Below are 14,724 nucleotides of genomic sequence, written 5' to 3' on the forward strand. Positions count from 1 at the left end.
ATGCCAGGCAGGCATGCCGATCCGGCCTGCCAGCGCGTGTTTATCAAAAATCCAAAAACTATTCTACCGGTTCCGCCGGCCCGCCGGCGGACGGGCTGCCGGGCGGGCCGGCGGGCGCGCATTCAGCAGGCGTGGTCCAGCACGTCCCGTGCGCGCTGCAGCGCCACGGTCGAGGAGTAGATGAGGGCGGCGTCCGCGGACTCCGCCACACGCAGATCCAGCGCCTTGGCGAAGGATTCGACGGCGGCCGCAGTGTGGCCGGCGGCGAAGTAGGACCGGCCGAGGTGTTGCCGGACTACGGCCTCCGCGGGCGTGCCGTGCGCTTCGGCCAGAAGCTGGCGGTAAAGCTCGACGGCTCGGTCGAAGCGGTGCGACACCCGCAGGACTTCCGCCTCGAACATCCGCAGCCGGAAGGAGTCAGGGTCCTTGTACCGGGCTTCGGCCAGCAGATCGGCGGCCTCACCCGGGTGGCCCTGCACGAGGCGCACGAAGATCAGGTCGGAGGGGTCGGTCGATGCGGCCAGGGCCTCCGTGCAGGCCTCCTCGTTGACAAGCTGGGGCATGAGGGTTACCGGATTGATCCGGATGCCGGGGAACCCGCCGTCCGGCCACTCGCTGGTGCCACCGGAATCGCTGATCATCAGGAGGCGATTTCCTGGTAGGCCGCGAAGAGCAGGGAGGTGTCCGGCACGTCCAGGATGCCCGGTCGTGCGACGCCGTCGAGCACCACGAAGCGGAGCAGGTCGCCGCGGGACTTTTTGTCCCGCCGCATGCCGTCCAACAACGCCTGCCAGCGGTCACGCCGGTAGGTTATAGGCAGCCCGAGGCTTTCCAGGATGTTCCGGTGCCGGTCGGCGTCGGCGTCGCTGAGCCGGCCGACGCTGCGGGCCAGTTCGGCGGCGAACATCATGCCCACCGAAACGGCGGCGCCGTGCCGCCAGGAGTAACGTTCCGCGAGTTCGATCGCGTGGCCCAGGGTGTGGCCGTAGTTGAGGATCTCGCGCTGTCCGGTTTCCTTCAGGTCCTCGGAAACGACCCGGGCCTTCACCGTAATGGCGCGTTCGATCAATTCGCGCAGGGTGTCCGCGCGGGGATCGGACACGGCGGAGGGGTCTTTCTCGATCAATTCGAGGATGGCCGGGTCCGCGATGAAACCGCACTTGATGACCTCGGCCATGCCGGAGATGAGCTCGTTTTTCGGCAGCGTGTCCAGTGTGTCCAGGTCCGCGAGCACGCCCGCCGGCGGGTGGAAGACTCCCACCAGATTCTTGCCTTCGGCGGTGTTAATGCCGGCCTTGCCGCCGACTGCTGCGTCCACCATGCCGAGCAGGCTGGTCGGCATGTGGATGACCTTGACTCCGCGCAACCAGGTCCCGGCGACGAAACCGGCGAGGTCGGTCACCGCTCCCCCGCCGACGGCGACGATCGCGTCGGAGCGGGTGAAGTCGTTCTGGCCCAGCACCTGCCAGCAGAACGAGGCCACCTCGATGTGCTTGCCTTCCTCGGCGTCCGGGATCTCGGCGGTGAGGGCGGTGAAGCCGGCGGTGGCCAGCTCTTCCCGGACCGCGTCGCCGGTGAGCCGCAGCGCGCGGGGGTGGATCACGAGGACGCGTTTGACACGCTCGCCCAGCAGGCCGGGAAGGCGGGCGAGCAGCCCGCGTCCCACGACGACGTCGTAGTTGTCCCCCGGTGCCTGGCCGGTGACTTTGATGACGGTTGATTCGGTGCTCACTTTTCAACTTTCTTTGTTGCCGCCGGGGTGGCGGCCTTCCCGGTGCGGACGGCGGCCTGTTGCTCCAGCGCATCCTGGAGCCGGTCCGCGAGGTCCGGAACGGAGCCGTTCCGGACATCGAGAATTACATCGGCGAGCCGTTCATACACTGGCTGCCGGGTAGCGAACAGCACCCGCCAGCGTTCCATCGCGTCACCGGCCAGGAGCGGGCGGCCGGAGTTCCGGGCAATCCGTTCGGAGACGGTATCAGCGTCGCATTCGAGGTAAACCACTGTGCACGTGGCCAGCAGCTGCTGGGTGCCGGAGTCAAGCACGGCACCTCCGCCGAGGGAGATCACCGTGGCGCTGCCGGCGGCCTCCTCCACGGCCTGGGCCACCGCCCGGGCCTCGAGTTCGCGGAACGCTGACTCCCCGCGGCCGGCGAAAATGTCCGCGATGCTGCCATGCCGGGCCACCACTTCGACGTCGGTGTCGACGAAGCGGACCCCGAGTTGCCTGGCGAGCTGCTGGCCGACCGCTGACTTACCGACCGCCATCGGCCCGATCAGGGCGACCGGCCGCTTCAGTGCTTCGAGCAGTTCCTTCCGCGGCTCTTTCCGCGGCGCCTCACGCGGCGTGCTACGGGCGTGCACTAGTGCCCGATCGAGTCCAGGGACGCCGGGATGTTGTCCAGGTAACCCTTGATGTTGCGCGCGGTCTCCTGCACGGAGTCGCCGCCGAACTTCTCCGTGACCGCCTCGGCCAGGACCAGGGCCACCATGGCCTCTGCCACGACGCCGGCCGCCGGGACCGCACAGACGTCCGAGCGCTGGTGGTGGGCCTTGGCCGGTTCGCCGGTGCTGACGTCCACGGTCCTGAGCGCGCGCGGCACCGTGGCGATGGGCTTCATGGCGGCGCGGACCCGGAGCACGTCGCCGATGCTCATGCCGCCTTCGACGCCGCCGGCACGGTTGGAAGTGCGGATGATCCGGCCGTCCGCGTCCTGGACGATCTCGTCGTGGGCTGCCGAGCCGCGGCGTGCGGCGGTGCGGAAGCCGTCCCCGACTTCGACGCCCTTGATCGCCTGGATCCCCATCAGGGCGGCGGCCAGGCGTGAGTCCAGGCGCCGGTCCCAGTGGACGTAGCTGCCCAGTCCCGGCGGGAGTCCGTAGGCGAGGACTTCGACGACGCCGCCGAGGGTCTCACCTTCCTTGTGCGCAGTGTCAACCTCGGCGACCATGGCGTCGGAAGTTTCGCGGTCGAAGCAGCGCAACGGATCCGCGTCGAGGGCCAGCACGTCGTCCGGGGCCGGCAGCGGCCGGCCTTCCGGAACGGACACACTGGCGATGGACACGGTGTGTGAGACCAGTTCGATGCCTAGCTGCTGAAGAAAGGCGGCCGCGACGGCGCCCAGGGCCACACGGGTGGCGGTTTCCCGGGCGCTCGCGCGTTCCAGGACCGGCCGGGCCTCGTCGAAGCCGTATTTCTGCATGCCGGTAAAATCTGCGTGGCCCGGACGGGGCCTGGTCAGCGGGGCGTTGCGGGCCTGGTCGGCGAGGACGTCGGGGTCCACCGGGTCAGCGGACATGATCTGCTCCCACTTGGGCCACTCCGTGTTGCCGACCTGGATGGCCACCGGTCCGCCCTGGGTCAGTCCGTGGCGGACACCGCCGAGGACCGTTACCGCGTCCTGCTCGAACTTCATCCGGGCGCCGCGGCCGTAGCCGAGCCGGCGCCGGGCCAGTGCCTCGACAATCCGGGCGCTGGTGAGTTCAACACCGGCGGGGACGCCTTCGATTATTCCGACCAGGGCCGGGCCATGGGATTCTCCGGCAGTCAACCAACGCAACATAAATTCCATCCTGCCATGCCTGGCACTTAGAACGCCCGTCGAGGTGCCCCGACTGCGTCACACATCACATCTATGACTTCCGCCGCTGCCGGGCCTTCGAGACCGGTGAAATACCGTACCTGCTCGACCGCCTGGTAGAGCAGCATTTCAAGACCCGGGACCACCCGCCCGCCCGCGTCCGAGAAGACGGTGGCGATCCGGCTGGGCCACGGGTCGTAGGCGACATCGAGCAGCACGCCGTCCACTAGCGAACCGTGCCGGGCCAGTTCTTCCGCCACGCCGTCCGCGGCCCGCGGCGGCAGGGTGGAGATCACGACGTCGGCTGCGGCGACTGCCGGCGCTGCGCCGGTCAGGGGCAGCACCTGCAGGGAAAGGCCGACGGCGGCGGCCGCAGCCCGCGCTTCGGCAGCCCGGGCAACATCGCGGACGTAGACGGCCACGGATGCTGCGCCGAACTCCTTCATCGCGGCGATGGCGGCCGCAGCCGTGCCGCCGCCCCCGAGGACGACGGCGACGGGCTTGGCGGTTGCGCCGGCGTAGCGGAGGGCGTTGACGATGCCGGCGACGTCGGTGTTGTAACCGACAAGCCGGGCCGGGGACCCGTCATGGGGGCCGCTTTCGAAGGCGACGGTGTTAATAACTCCCAGCTGTCGGGCCACCCCGCGGATGTCGTCCACCTCCGCGGCCATGGCGGCCTTGAGCGGCATGGTCACGGACAGTCCGCGCCAGCGCCCGTCCCCGCGCACCCCGGCCATGAAGACCGGCAACGCGTCCACCGTCACGTCGATGGCCTCATAGGCCAGGTCGGCACCCAGTTGCGCGTATGCGGCACGGTGCAGCGCCGGGGACTTCGAGTGACCGATCGGGTGGCCGAGGACTGCGGCCCGCAGCGTCACACGCAACGGTTCGGGTTGGAGTCGCACCAGGCGTTGTACTTGGCGACGTTGACGTTGTGCTCCGCCAGAGTCTTGGCGAACTTGGTCTCCTTGGTGTCCAGGTTGATGGTCACCCAGTACAAATAGTCATTGGTCTTGGGCTTGGCGGCCGCGTCGATGGCAGTCTTGCCCGGGGAACCGATCGGACCGGCCGGCAATCCGGCGTTGGCATAGGTGTTGTACGGGTTGGACTTGTCCGCCTTCTGCTGCTCGTCAATGTGGAAGCTCCGGATTCCGAGCCCGTAGGTCACCGTGGCGTCGGATTGGATCAGGCCGTTCGTCTCGGTGTTGTTGGGTTTGAGCCGGTTGTAGATGGCGCCGGCCACGTCGCCGTACTCGGCCTGGCCGCCCTCGGCCTGCACAATGCTGGCGACGGTGACGGCGTCGTACTGTTTTGCGGGATCGGTGACCCCCTGGGCCTTGAGCTCGTCCAGGGCGCTTCCGACGAGCTTAGTCAGCACGTCCTTGGCCGGGGTGCCGACCGGGAAACGGTATTCGCCGGGGAACAGGAAGCCTTCGAGGTTCTTGGCCTTGGCCGGAAGGCCGAACTGGGCCGGGGCGTCACTGAGCGCCTTCAGTTCCGAAGCAGGGACGCCGGTGCCCTGGGAGATGGCCTGCAGTGACTCTCCGATCCGCATGCCGGCGCTCAGCGCGAAGTACATGACCTTGGCCTGGTCCTTGTTCAGGAGCACGGCCACCGCGTCGGAGTTGTTCATTTCCTTGCGCATGGTGAAGCTGCCCGGGCTGAGCGCGCCTCCGGAGGCGGTGAACTGCTTGAGGAACGAATCCGCGTTGGCGATGACCTGCTTGGACTGCATGTCACTGGCCACGGACTTGGGACCGGCGCCCGGCGGCACGGTGATGGTCACCTGGCCTGTTCCCGGGCCCGGATAGTCGGCCGCAACGTCGCCGCCGAGCAGGGGTTTGATGAACTGTGCTCCGGCGACGATCGCGAGGACGAAGACGGCCAGCGTCACCACCAGGGCGAGGAAGCGGCGGCGGCGGACTTTCTTGGACGGACCCTTGGCGGTGGGAATGGCGGCGGCTCCTGCCATCAGGCCGTCGCCGGCGTCGTCGTTGTCGTCGTCGTCGTCGGCATGGTGGCCCTCATCTTCGGGGTATGCCGGGGCGAAGCCAGCGTGCTGGGCGTCAAAGTCGTGCTGGGATTCGTGGCCGTGCTGGGATTCGTGGCCGTGCTGCAGTTCGTCGGCGCGGCGCAGGGTCTCCTCGCGCGACATCCCCGCGTACTCGTGCCGGTCGCTTTCGGGGAATGGTTCCTCGTACGCGGGCTCGTCGTGTACAGGTTCTTCGTCAACTGGCACCTCGACCGCGGGCGCGTCATGGAAGGGTTCAGGGGCCCCCACGTCGTGAACGGGCTCGTCGGGGACCGGCGCTTCGTGCGCCGGGGCGGCGGCCGGAGCATCCGGCGACGCGGCCGGCTCACGGGGAGCCGCCGGCGCAGAGACCGGGGTTTCGCGCCCAGTCTCGAAGGCCTGGGGCGGGATGGTGCTATGACCCTGCGTCGCCAGGAACTTTTCCCGGGCCCTGATCTCTTTGCGCGTCAGCGGGCGGCCTGCGCCGCTGTTGGCAGCACCAGAGGAGTCGTCATTGTTGACCGGGCTCACTGTAGCCTTCCATTTTGTGCAGAATGCGTTGTGCAGAATGCGTGTCTACTACCGGGACGGCCTGAGCGCCGTCGCCGGGTGGCCCCGGAGGAAAGTCAGCGCTGACGCGTCTTCCCACATCCGTTCCCCTGGCCTTTTGCATATCGATGGCATGCTGCAGGATACCTGCGGCCGCAACCTGATCCACTACTTTACGGTGGTCCCGGCTGCTCATGCCAGCTTGGTGCAGGCTGCGGTGGGCTGTCACCGTGCTCAGCCGCTCGTCAACCAACCTCACCGGCAGGCCGGACCCGGCCTCCAATAGTGTACTGACCAGTAGCTGTGCATACTCGGTAGCCATCCGCGCGGAGGCGTGCTCCTCGCCCTTCATGGTGCGCGGCAGGCCAACGAAAATCTGCACCGCATCCAGCTCCAGCGCGAGCTTCGCGAGGATCCGAACGTCGGTGTTCTTCTTCGTGTTCCGGGCCAGCGTCCGCAGGGGCGTGGCCAGGATGCCGTCGCGGTCGGACACGGCGACGCCCACCCGCACGGTGCCGACGTCTACCCCCAGTTTTACGCCCCGGGGGTAGCCGTCGGGCCCGGCAGATTCACTCATTGCGGAACCGGGCTAGCGCCTCGTAATGGCGTCGACGACGGCGGCGAGGGCCGCGCCGACCTGGGACGCGTCGGTACCGCCGCCCTGGGCAACGTCGTCCTTGCCGCCGCCGCCGCCGCCGAGGATTCCGGCGGCCAGGCGCACGAGCGCGCCGGCCTTGACGCCGGCCGCGCGGGCGGCGTCGTTGGTGGCGACCAGAATGACGGGCCGGTCGTTGCTGACCCCGGCGACAGCGACGGCGGCGGCCTCGGAACCGAGCCGGGTCCGCAGGTCCAGGGCCAGGCTGCGGAGGTCGTCTGCGCCGCTGACCAGGCCGGCGTCATGCGCGATGACCTTGACGCCGGCGGCATCGTTGAAGGTGCCTGCCAGATTGGCGGCCGCAGCCGTGAGCTGCTCCTTGCGCAGCCGTTCGAGTTCCTTCTCGGTTGCCTTCAGCTTGGCCAGCGTGTTGCCGATCCGTTCCGTGAGCAGACCGGAGGGGACCTTCAGCATCTCGGTAAGTTCCGTCACGAGGGCCCGCTCAGCTGCGAGGTGACGGAACGCGTCCATGCCGACGAAGGCCTCGACACGACGGTTTCCCGAACCGACGGACTGCTCGCCGAGCAGGGACAAACTGCCGATCAGGGAGGTGTTGGACACGTGCGTGCCGCCGCACAGCTCACGCGACCAGGCGCCGTCGATCTCCACGACGCGGACCTCGTTGCCGTAGTTCTCACCGAACAGGGCCATGGCGCCGAGCGCTTTGGCCTCAGCGAGACCCATCACCTTGGTCTGCACCTGGAAGTTGTTCCGGATGGCGATGTTGGAGACTTCCTCGATTTCGGAGCGGGTGGCGGCGCTGAGGCCCTCGCCCCAGGAAAAGTCGAAGCGCAGGTAGCCGGCCTTGTTGAAGGAACCGCGCTGCAGGGCTTCCGGGCCGAGGATCTGGTGCAGCGCCGCATGCACGATGTGCGTGCCGGTGTGCGCCTGCTCGGCGGCGTGCCGGCGCTCCCGGTCCACGGCAGCAAGGACCTGCGAGTCGGCGCCGATTTCGCCTTCGCGGACGATGGCCTTGTGCACGCTCAGTCCCTTGATCGGGCGCTGCACGTCCAGGACCTCGACGACGAAGCCGTCGCCGGTGATCAGTCCGGTGTCGGCGGCCTGGCCGCCGGCCTCGGCGTAGAACGGGGTCTCGGCCAGGACGAGTTCGATTTCATCGCCGGTGGATGCCTGGGCTACCTTCCGTCCGGCCGAGAGAATGCCCCGGACCTTGGACTCCCCGGCGAGCTCGGTGTAACCGGTGAAGACCGTCTCCCCCGCGGCGAGGAGCTCCTGGAAGGCGCTGAGGTCCGCGTGGCCGCCCTTCTTGCCCTTGGCGTCCGCCTGGGCCCGCTGGCGCTGCTCCAGCATGAGCTTGCGGAACTCGGGCTCGTCGACGTTGAGCCCGGCTTCCTCGGCCATTTCCAGCGTGAGGTCGATCGGGAATCCATAGGTGTCGTGGAGGGCGAAGGCGTCCGCGCCGGAGAGCGGCTGGCCGGCGGCCTTGGATTCCTTCACAGCGTCCTCGAGGCGCGCGGTGCCGGAGGCGATGGTCCGCAGGAACGCCCTCTCCTCCGCGTAGGCGATCCGGCTGATCCGGTCAAAGTCGGTCTCCACGATCGGGTAGACGCCCTTCATGGCGTCCCGGGAAGCCGGCAGCAGCTCGGGCAGGCAGGCCTGCTCGACGCCCAGAAGGCGCATCGAACGCACGGCACGGCGGATCAGGCGGCGCAGCACGTAGCCACGGCCCTCATTGGAGGGGGTCACACCGTCGGCGATCAGCATCAGGGCCGAACGGATGTGGTCGGCCACCACGCGCATCCGGACGTCGTCCGTGTGGTGCGGGTCCTCGGGGGTCTCTGCGGAGGTGTAGTCCTTGCCGGACAGGGCCGCGGCCTTGTCGATCACGGGCCGGACCTGGTCGGTCTCGTACATGTTCTCGACGCCTTGGAGGATCATCGCGAGGCGTTCCATGCCGAGGCCGGTATCGATGTTCTTCTTGGGCAGCTCGCCGGTGATGTCGAAGTCCACCTTCGAGCGGACGTTGTCGATCTGGTATTGCATGAAAACGAGGTTCCAGATCTCGATGTACCGGGTTTCGTCAGCGATCGGGCCGCCCTCGATGCCGTACGCGGGACCGCGGTCATAGTAGATCTCCGAGCAGGGACCGGCCGGGCCGGGCTGGCCGGTGGACCAGTAGTTGTCCGCCTTGCCCATCCGCTGGATCCGCTCGGCCGGAACCCCGGTGTTCTTCAGCCAGAGTTCCTTGGCTTCGTCGTCCTCTTCGTAGACGGTGACCCACAGCCGCTCGGGCGGCAGCCCGTACCCGCCGTCGTCCACGCCGGTGGTGAGCAGTTCCCACGCGAACTTGATGGCGTCTTCCTTGAAGTAGTCGCCGAAGGAGAAGTTGCCGCACATCTGGAAGAAAGTGCCGTGCCGGGCGGTCTTGCCGACTTCCTCGATATCGCCGGTGCGGATGCACTTCTGCACGCTGGTGGCCCTGGCGTAGGGGGCTTCCTCACGCGCGGTCAGGTACGGGATGAACGGCACCATGCCGGCCACCGTGAAAAGCAGGGACGGGTCGCTGGAGACCAGGGAGGCGGAGGGGACGGCCGTGTGGCCCTTGCTGACAAAAAAGTCGATCCAGCGCTTAGTGATCTCCTGCGACTTCATAACCTGGTTACTTACCCTTCAATATTCATTGCGTCGGTGGTTCCGGGCTGGTGGACGCAGGGCGCCATGCTGCCAGCCTTCGGTAATAATTTGATGCGCCAGCCCGGTACCTTCAGGTACCAAGGGGGCGCCGTCGCGCTTAATTCTCTCCCGGCTAGCGCCGGAGCGCATCCCGGCCGGCGGCGCTGCTGCCGTCCGCGTCCACGCCGAGGGCGGACCGGAGCTCAGTTTCGCGCTCGTGCATGCCGGCGCGGACGGCGTCGGCGAAGTCGTAGACGCCGTCGGCGAGCCGGCCGACGGCCCGGTTCAGGCCCTCGGGGCCGAGGGCGGACTGTGCCGCGGTGATTTTGCGAAAGGCGATGACGCCGATCGCGACGCCGATGCCCATCCAAATGATTCTGTTCATGTCAGCTCCTGTCAGCGTGGTCAGCGGCTGCGACGGCCGGTGGCGGGCTTCTGCCGGGCGGAGAGCGCGGAGCGCACGCCGTAGCTGAACGCCGCGACCTTGATCAGCGGCGAGCCGACCGTCGCGGCGACCAGCGAGGACAGCGCCGAGATGTTGGCCGAGGCATCGGAGACGTTGGATGCGATCCCGTCGACCTTCTTCAGCTGCTGGTTGGTGGTGGAGACGGTGGCGGTGACTTCATCCATGAGCGGGGTGGCGCCGTCGCTGATCGAGCGGATGCTGCTGCGCACTTCGTCGAACACGCCACCAAGCTTGAGGATGGGCACGGCGAGCAGCAGGACCAGCAGTGCAAACACCCCGGCCGCGATCAGGCCGGCAATATCGCCACCAGACATAGACGTTCATCTCCTTGAAACTACGTGGATTCCTGCGGTCCTCCGGCAGCCGCGTACGGCTTGCGGAGAACTCCCCCAAGTACCTTACATACAAAGAAGCCCGCGGCGCTTGCCACGGGCTTCTTTGTATGGTGTCGCGTTGGATCTAGCGTGCGTAGAATTCCACGACGAGCTGCTCTTCGCAGGTCACGGGGACCTCCGAGCGCTTCGGGCGACGGACCAGGCGTGCCTGCAGGGCGTCAAGCTTGACGTCCAGGTAGGCCGGAACCATCGGCAGGACGTCGCGGTGGGCGCCGGCCGCTGCGACCTGGAAGGGAGGCATGGTCTCGCTGCGGCTGTGGACGTGGACCAGCTGGCCCTCTCCGACGCGGAACGAGGGGCGGTCAACGCGGATGCCGTCAACCAGGATGTGGCGGTGCACAACCAGCTGGCGGGCCTGGGCGATGGTGCGGGCGAAGCCGGCACGCAGCACGAGCGCGTCGAGACGCATTTCGAGCAGTTCGATCAGGTTCTCACCGGTCAGGCCCTTGGTCCGGCGCGCTTCTTCGAAGGCGCGGGTCATCTGGGCTTCGCGGATGCCGTACTGGGCGCGCAGACGCTGCTTTTCGCGCAGACGTACGGCGTAGTCGGAGTCCTGCTTCTTGCGGGCACGGCCGTGCTCACCGGGGCCGTACGGACGGCGCTCCATGTACTTGGCGGCCTTGGGGGTCAGAGCGATGCCGAGTGCACGCGAGAGGCGTGCGGTACGGCGAGCACGAGTGTTGTTAGCCACTTGTGTCCTTCCAATATCTGCGGTGTGTCAGTGTTACTGGCCTCCACGATGGAGAGCATCGGCCAACCGCTGCCTTTTGCTACTGGGCACAGGGCCAGTCCATCAAGAGAACATCGCGCAGCAGAAGCTGCTGATATCTTGAGGGATTGTGCGTCCGCGCCTTGCCAGACAACGAACAATCCTACCACGGACCGGACTTGCCTTAGTTGCCCCGGATGATCTTCCGCAGCCGCTCCAGCCGGGTGGTGATCTCGCGTTCGGCGCCGTTAGCGGTGGGCTGGTAGTAGTTCCGGCCCACCAGGTCATCCGGCGGGTACTGCTGGGTGGCCACTGAATGCGGGGCGTCGTGCGCGTATTTGTAGCCCTTGCCGTGGCCGAGCTGCTTCGAGCCTGGATAGTGGGCGTCCCGCAGATGTGCGGGGATGCCATTGCCGAGGCCGGCGCGGACATCGGCGATTGCCTGGTTGATGCCGAGGTACGAGGCATTGGACTTCGGCGCGGTGGCGAGGTGGACCACGGCCTCGGCCAGGATGATGCGGCCCTCCGGCATGCCGATCAGCTGCACCGCCTGGGCCGCCGCAACCGCGGTCTGCAGCGCGGTGGGGTCGGCCATGCCGACGTCTTCGGCCGCGGAGATCACGATCCGCCGCGCCACGAACCGGGGGTCCTCCCCGGCCTCGAGCATCCGGGCCAGATAGTGCAGCGCGGCATCGACGTCGGATCCGCGGATGGACTTGATGAAGGCGCTGGCCACGTCGTAGTGCTGGTCGCCGGCGCGGTCGTAGCGCACCGAGGCCACGTCGAGGGCCCGTTCGGTGTGTTTCAGTTCGATCTTCAGCGGCGCTTCGCGGACGACGCCGGCCGGACTGCCGGCGTCGCCAGTGTCACCGTCGGCGTCGCCAAACGCGACGCCGGCAGCGGCCTCCAGGGCGGTCAGGGCCCGGCGCGCGTCCCCGCCGGAGAGCCGGACCAGGTGGGCCAGAGCTTCCTCGCCGAGCTCCACCGTGCCGTTCAGGCCGCGGACGTCGGTGGCTGCTTTCCGGAGCAGTCCTTCGACGTCGGCGTCGGTGAGCGGCTTGAGTGTCAGCAGCAGCGAGCGGGACAGCAGCGGAGACACCACGGAGAACGAGGGGTTTTCCGTGGTGGCCGCGACGAGTACCACCCAGCGGTTCTCGACGCCGGGCAACAGGGCGTCCTGCTGGGCCTTGTTGAAGCGGTGGATTTCGTCCAGGAACAGCACGGTGGTGGTCTTGAACAAGTCCCGCGCAGTGAGGGCCTCCTCCATGACACGCCGGACATCCTTCACCCCGGCGGTGATGGCGGAGAGCTCAACGAATTTGCGGCCCGGGCCCTTGGCGATCACGTGCGCGAGGGTGGTCTTACCGGTCCCCGGCGGTCCCCAAAGAATCAGAGAACTGGGTCCTGCCGGCCCGGTGGCGTCACTGCCGGCCGCGAGCTGGCGCAGCGGCGAACCATGGCCCAGGAGATGCTGCTGGCCCACGACGTCGTCGAGGCTGCGCGGCCGCATCCGGACGGCGAGCGGGCTGCGTGGCGCGGCGCGGGCTGATGTGCCGCTCGGGGAGCTGCCGCCGTCGGACTCGTCGGCGTCGACGTCGTCGTTTGCGGACGCGTCGTCCTGCCCTGCGCCAAAGAGATCATCCACATAGATAGGCTACTTCTAGTTCACGGCCGTCCTGACACGGCCACCGCCCCTGCAGTCTTGACGACGGAGATCCGTACCATGGCCAGCCCCGACACCCGTGTGGCGTTCGTCTCCGGCGGCCGGCTGCCCGGCTGGGTGGACCGGTTCACCGCGAGCCACGGCGAAGTGCGTCAGGACCCTTACGACTCCGGTCTGAAGCTGGTGGCGGCCGACGGTGCCTCCGCCGTGCTGCTGCCGCCCTGGTCCGACGGTGGCCGCCCCGGCCGCGGCGCAGACCCGGTGGCGCGGCTGGAGTCCCTCGCCGCCCAGCCCCGGCAACTCGGCCTTATCCTGGTGCGCCGCGGCGGGTACTCGGTAGGTGTCGTGTCCGAGGGCCGGGTTCTCGCCGCCAAGACCGGAACCCGGCATGTGCAGTCCCGCACTGCGGCCGGGGGCTGGTCCCAGCAGCGCTTCGCCAGGCGCCGCGCCAACCAGGCCGACGCCCTGGTGGAGGCCGTCGCAGACCATGCCGCACGGATTTTCGCGGAGCACAGCCTCGAGTACATCGTCCCGGGCGGGGACCGCACCCTGGCCGGGCAGGTCCTGGCCGAGCCCGTGCTGAAGCGCTACGCGGCTCTGGTGCGGCTGGCGTTCCTGGATGTCCCGGATCCGCGGGCCGCAATCCTGAAGAGGGCCGCCGCCGACGCCTGCGCTGTGCGGATTGTCGTCACGGACCCGCCTGCCTAGTAGCGGCATTCGCACCAGGGCTGGCCGCTTCGACGGTTCCCTGCGGATTCGACTCTCCCGCCCAACCGTCGAGTGGGCACGGAGCCGTCGAAACGGCGCACGAGGCAGCAACTGAACTCTGACGATGGCCGCCTACTTCGAACGCACAATGCGGACACGCACGCCCAAATCGGAATTGTTTGATCTCGCACTTCGGCGTCCCGTATTAGGTCGACGAGCCGGATCACGCAGATGCAGGCGCCAGACTGCTTGGTGAACGAGCAGGTCAAAGGCCCGTTCCAGAGCTTCCGGCACGTCCATGAGTTCCGTGCGGATTCAGACGGACCCACGATGGTCGACAGGACTGCGTTGATTCCCATCCGTGCCGTTTCGACCCTTCCCTGCCGTTTCGATGCTGCGAATCGTCTACCGGACACGGAACCGTCGAAACGGCGCAGGTACTCAAGGCATCCGGTCAACATCCGACGTCGTTGCAGAATGCCGCGGCTAGCTGACGGCACCGGGTCAGCAGCCGGTCAGGTGCCGCTTGGGACGTTCCTGCCGGTAAAGGTACCGGCCAGCAGTCTCGAAGCCGGCGCGGACATAGAGCTCCTGCGCACCGGTGTTGGCCGCCGTGACCAGTAACCAGTAACCGGCCAGGCCCCGGCGTGTCCCCTCGCCGAGCAGGGACCGCAGGACAACGCCGGCGTAGCCCTCGCGGCGGGCGTCCGTGCGGGTCGCCATGCAGTACAGGCCGCCCCGGCGTGGACTGCCGGGGTCGGTCACGGGCAGGGCAAGGCGCCCGACGGCGGCGGGTACACCGTCGTCGTCCCGCACCAGGGCGTACAACGATGGGCATCCCGCCAAAATGCCGCGGGCGACCGCAAGGGCGGTCTCGTCGCCCCGGCCGTCCACGCTCCACCAAAGCTGCAACCACTCCGGGGAGGGTTCGGCGGACATTTCAACGCCGACGTCAGCCGCCGCAAAGTCCATCCCGCCCTCCCGGGCCAGTACCAGGGTTTCGGACTGGCGGGTGAATCCCTCCGCATCCAGAACGGCGTTGAGCGGAGCGTGGCGCGGGTCCTCGAATACCTGGAAGATCAGCGGCTGGCGTCGGGCCCGGTACCAGAGCCGGGCTTCCCGGACCGCGGCCAGCAGCCGGCGCGGATCCTCACCGGGTTCCCGAACCCAGACCGAGTTCGCCCGCTGCGTCACGCCGGAGGAGGCCCGCAGGACCCACCCGCCGGATTCCTCCCGTTCCGCGGCGGCCCACGCCGCATCCATCACCGCCTCAAGCCCGGGTACCGCTACTGCTCGCATGATTTGTCCTCCGCAAGAAACCCTCTAAAACACCAGAGGCCCCCGGTTTCCCGA

14 protein-coding genes are annotated in these 14,724 nt (G+C 68.0%); 1 reads left to right on the plus strand and 13 read right to left on the minus strand.

What is annotated here, in order from left to right; all coding sequences use genetic code 11:
* Nucleotides 1-122: 122 nt before the first annotated feature.
* The 12 genes from ABIB14_RS13800 to ABIB14_RS13855 form a co-directional block, all read right to left on the minus strand.
* Nucleotides 123-641, minus strand: a complete 519-nt coding sequence (locus ABIB14_RS13800; protein WP_354236480.1) for a tetratricopeptide repeat protein — start codon at nucleotides 639-641, stop codon at nucleotides 123-125.
* Nucleotides 641-1,732: a 3-dehydroquinate synthase gene (gene aroB / locus ABIB14_RS13805; RefSeq protein WP_354236482.1), complete on the minus strand. Its 1,092-nt coding sequence runs from the start codon at nucleotides 1,730-1,732 to the stop codon at nucleotides 641-643. Before aroB ends, ABIB14_RS13800 begins: the two co-directional genes overlap by 1 nt.
* A complete protein-coding gene (locus ABIB14_RS13810; RefSeq protein ID WP_354236525.1) occupies nucleotides 1,729-2,310 on the minus strand; it encodes a shikimate kinase in 582 nt (193 codons plus the stop codon). The genes aroB and ABIB14_RS13810 overlap by 4 nt, the downstream gene beginning before the upstream one ends.
* 53 nt (nucleotides 2,311-2,363) lie before the next feature.
* Nucleotides 2,364-3,563, minus strand: a complete 1,200-nt coding sequence (gene aroC / locus ABIB14_RS13815) for a chorismate synthase (RefSeq protein WP_354236484.1) — start codon at nucleotides 3,561-3,563, stop codon at nucleotides 2,364-2,366.
* A gap of 26 nt (nucleotides 3,564-3,589) precedes the next feature.
* Entirely contained in the window at nucleotides 3,590-4,459 is an 870-nt protein-coding gene (locus ABIB14_RS13820; protein WP_354236526.1) for a shikimate dehydrogenase, read from the minus strand.
* Complete coding sequence (mltG, locus tag ABIB14_RS13825; protein ID WP_354236486.1) at nucleotides 4,456-6,123, minus strand: endolytic transglycosylase MltG; 1,668 nt, start codon at nucleotides 6,121-6,123, stop codon at nucleotides 4,456-4,458. The genes ABIB14_RS13820 and mltG overlap by 4 nt, the downstream gene beginning before the upstream one ends.
* Complete coding sequence (gene ruvX, locus ABIB14_RS13830) at nucleotides 6,104-6,718, minus strand: Holliday junction resolvase RuvX (protein ID WP_354236487.1); 615 nt, start codon at nucleotides 6,716-6,718, stop codon at nucleotides 6,104-6,106. The genes mltG and ruvX overlap by 20 nt, the downstream gene beginning before the upstream one ends.
* Nucleotides 6,719-6,730: 12 nt before the next feature.
* Nucleotides 6,731-9,409: an alanine--tRNA ligase gene (gene alaS / locus ABIB14_RS13835; RefSeq protein ID WP_354236488.1), complete on the minus strand. Its 2,679-nt coding sequence runs from the start codon at nucleotides 9,407-9,409 to the stop codon at nucleotides 6,731-6,733.
* Nucleotides 9,410-9,563: 154 nt separating this feature from the next.
* Complete coding sequence (locus tag ABIB14_RS13840; RefSeq protein ID WP_354236489.1) at nucleotides 9,564-9,815, minus strand: DUF6167 family protein; 252 nt, start codon at nucleotides 9,813-9,815, stop codon at nucleotides 9,564-9,566.
* Between the two features lie 20 nt (nucleotides 9,816-9,835).
* Nucleotides 9,836-10,210 (minus strand): DUF948 domain-containing protein, encoded by a 375-nt coding sequence (locus ABIB14_RS13845; RefSeq protein ID WP_354236490.1) that lies wholly within the window; start codon nucleotides 10,208-10,210, stop codon nucleotides 9,836-9,838.
* A 145-nt stretch (nucleotides 10,211-10,355) separates the two neighbouring features.
* Nucleotides 10,356-10,982: a 30S ribosomal protein S4 gene (gene rpsD / locus ABIB14_RS13850; protein ID WP_354236491.1), complete on the minus strand. Its 627-nt coding sequence runs from the start codon at nucleotides 10,980-10,982 to the stop codon at nucleotides 10,356-10,358.
* Nucleotides 10,983-11,184: 202 nt separating this feature from the next.
* A complete protein-coding gene (locus tag ABIB14_RS13855; RefSeq protein WP_354236492.1) occupies nucleotides 11,185-12,645 on the minus strand; it encodes a replication-associated recombination protein A in 1,461 nt (486 codons plus the stop codon).
* A 78-nt stretch (nucleotides 12,646-12,723) separates the two neighbouring features.
* Here ABIB14_RS13855 and ABIB14_RS13860 point away from each other — a divergent pair, with 78 nt between their 5' ends.
* Nucleotides 12,724-13,371 carry an acVLRF1 family peptidyl-tRNA hydrolase gene (locus ABIB14_RS13860; protein ID WP_354236493.1) on the plus strand — a complete coding sequence of 216 codons (648 nt, stop codon included), beginning with the start codon at nucleotides 12,724-12,726 and terminating at the stop codon, nucleotides 13,369-13,371.
* Nucleotides 13,372-13,875: 504 nt separating this feature from the next.
* Here ABIB14_RS13860 and ABIB14_RS13865 read toward each other — a convergent pair.
* Nucleotides 13,876-14,670 carry a GNAT family N-acetyltransferase gene (locus tag ABIB14_RS13865; RefSeq protein WP_354236494.1) on the minus strand — a complete coding sequence of 265 codons (795 nt, stop codon included), beginning with the start codon at nucleotides 14,668-14,670 and terminating at the stop codon, nucleotides 13,876-13,878.
* Nucleotides 14,671-14,724: the final 54 nt, after the last annotated feature.

The organism is Arthrobacter sp. UYEF3 (assembly GCF_040546245.1).
Lineage (GTDB): Bacteria > Actinomycetota > Actinomycetes > Actinomycetales > Micrococcaceae > Arthrobacter.

Bases quoted from the DNA above. Each gene is read 5' to 3' on its own strand.
- ABIB14_RS13800 (WP_354236480.1), bottom strand. From the start codon at position 641: ATGATCAGCGATTCCGGTGGCACCAGCGAGTGGCCGGACGGCGGGTTC.
- aroC (WP_354236484.1), bottom strand. From the start codon at position 3,563: ATGTTGCGTTGGTTGACTGCCGGAGAATCCCATGGCCCGGCCCTGGTC.
- ruvX (WP_354236487.1), bottom strand. From the start codon at position 6,718: ATGAGTGAATCTGCCGGGCCCGACGGCTACCCCCGGGGCGTAAAACTG.
- alaS (WP_354236488.1), bottom strand. From the start codon at position 9,409: ATGAAGTCGCAGGAGATCACTAAGCGCTGGATCGACTTTTTTGTCAGC.
- ABIB14_RS13840 (WP_354236489.1), bottom strand. From the start codon at position 9,815: ATGAACAGAATCATTTGGATGGGCATCGGCGTCGCGATCGGCGTCATC.
- ABIB14_RS13845 (WP_354236490.1), bottom strand. From the start codon at position 10,210: ATGTCTGGTGGCGATATTGCCGGCCTGATCGCGGCCGGGGTGTTTGCA.
- ABIB14_RS13860 (WP_354236493.1), top strand. From the start codon at position 12,724: ATGGCCAGCCCCGACACCCGTGTGGCGTTCGTCTCCGGCGGCCGGCTG.
- ABIB14_RS13865 (WP_354236494.1), bottom strand. From the start codon at position 14,670: ATGCGAGCAGTAGCGGTACCCGGGCTTGAGGCGGTGATGGATGCGGCG.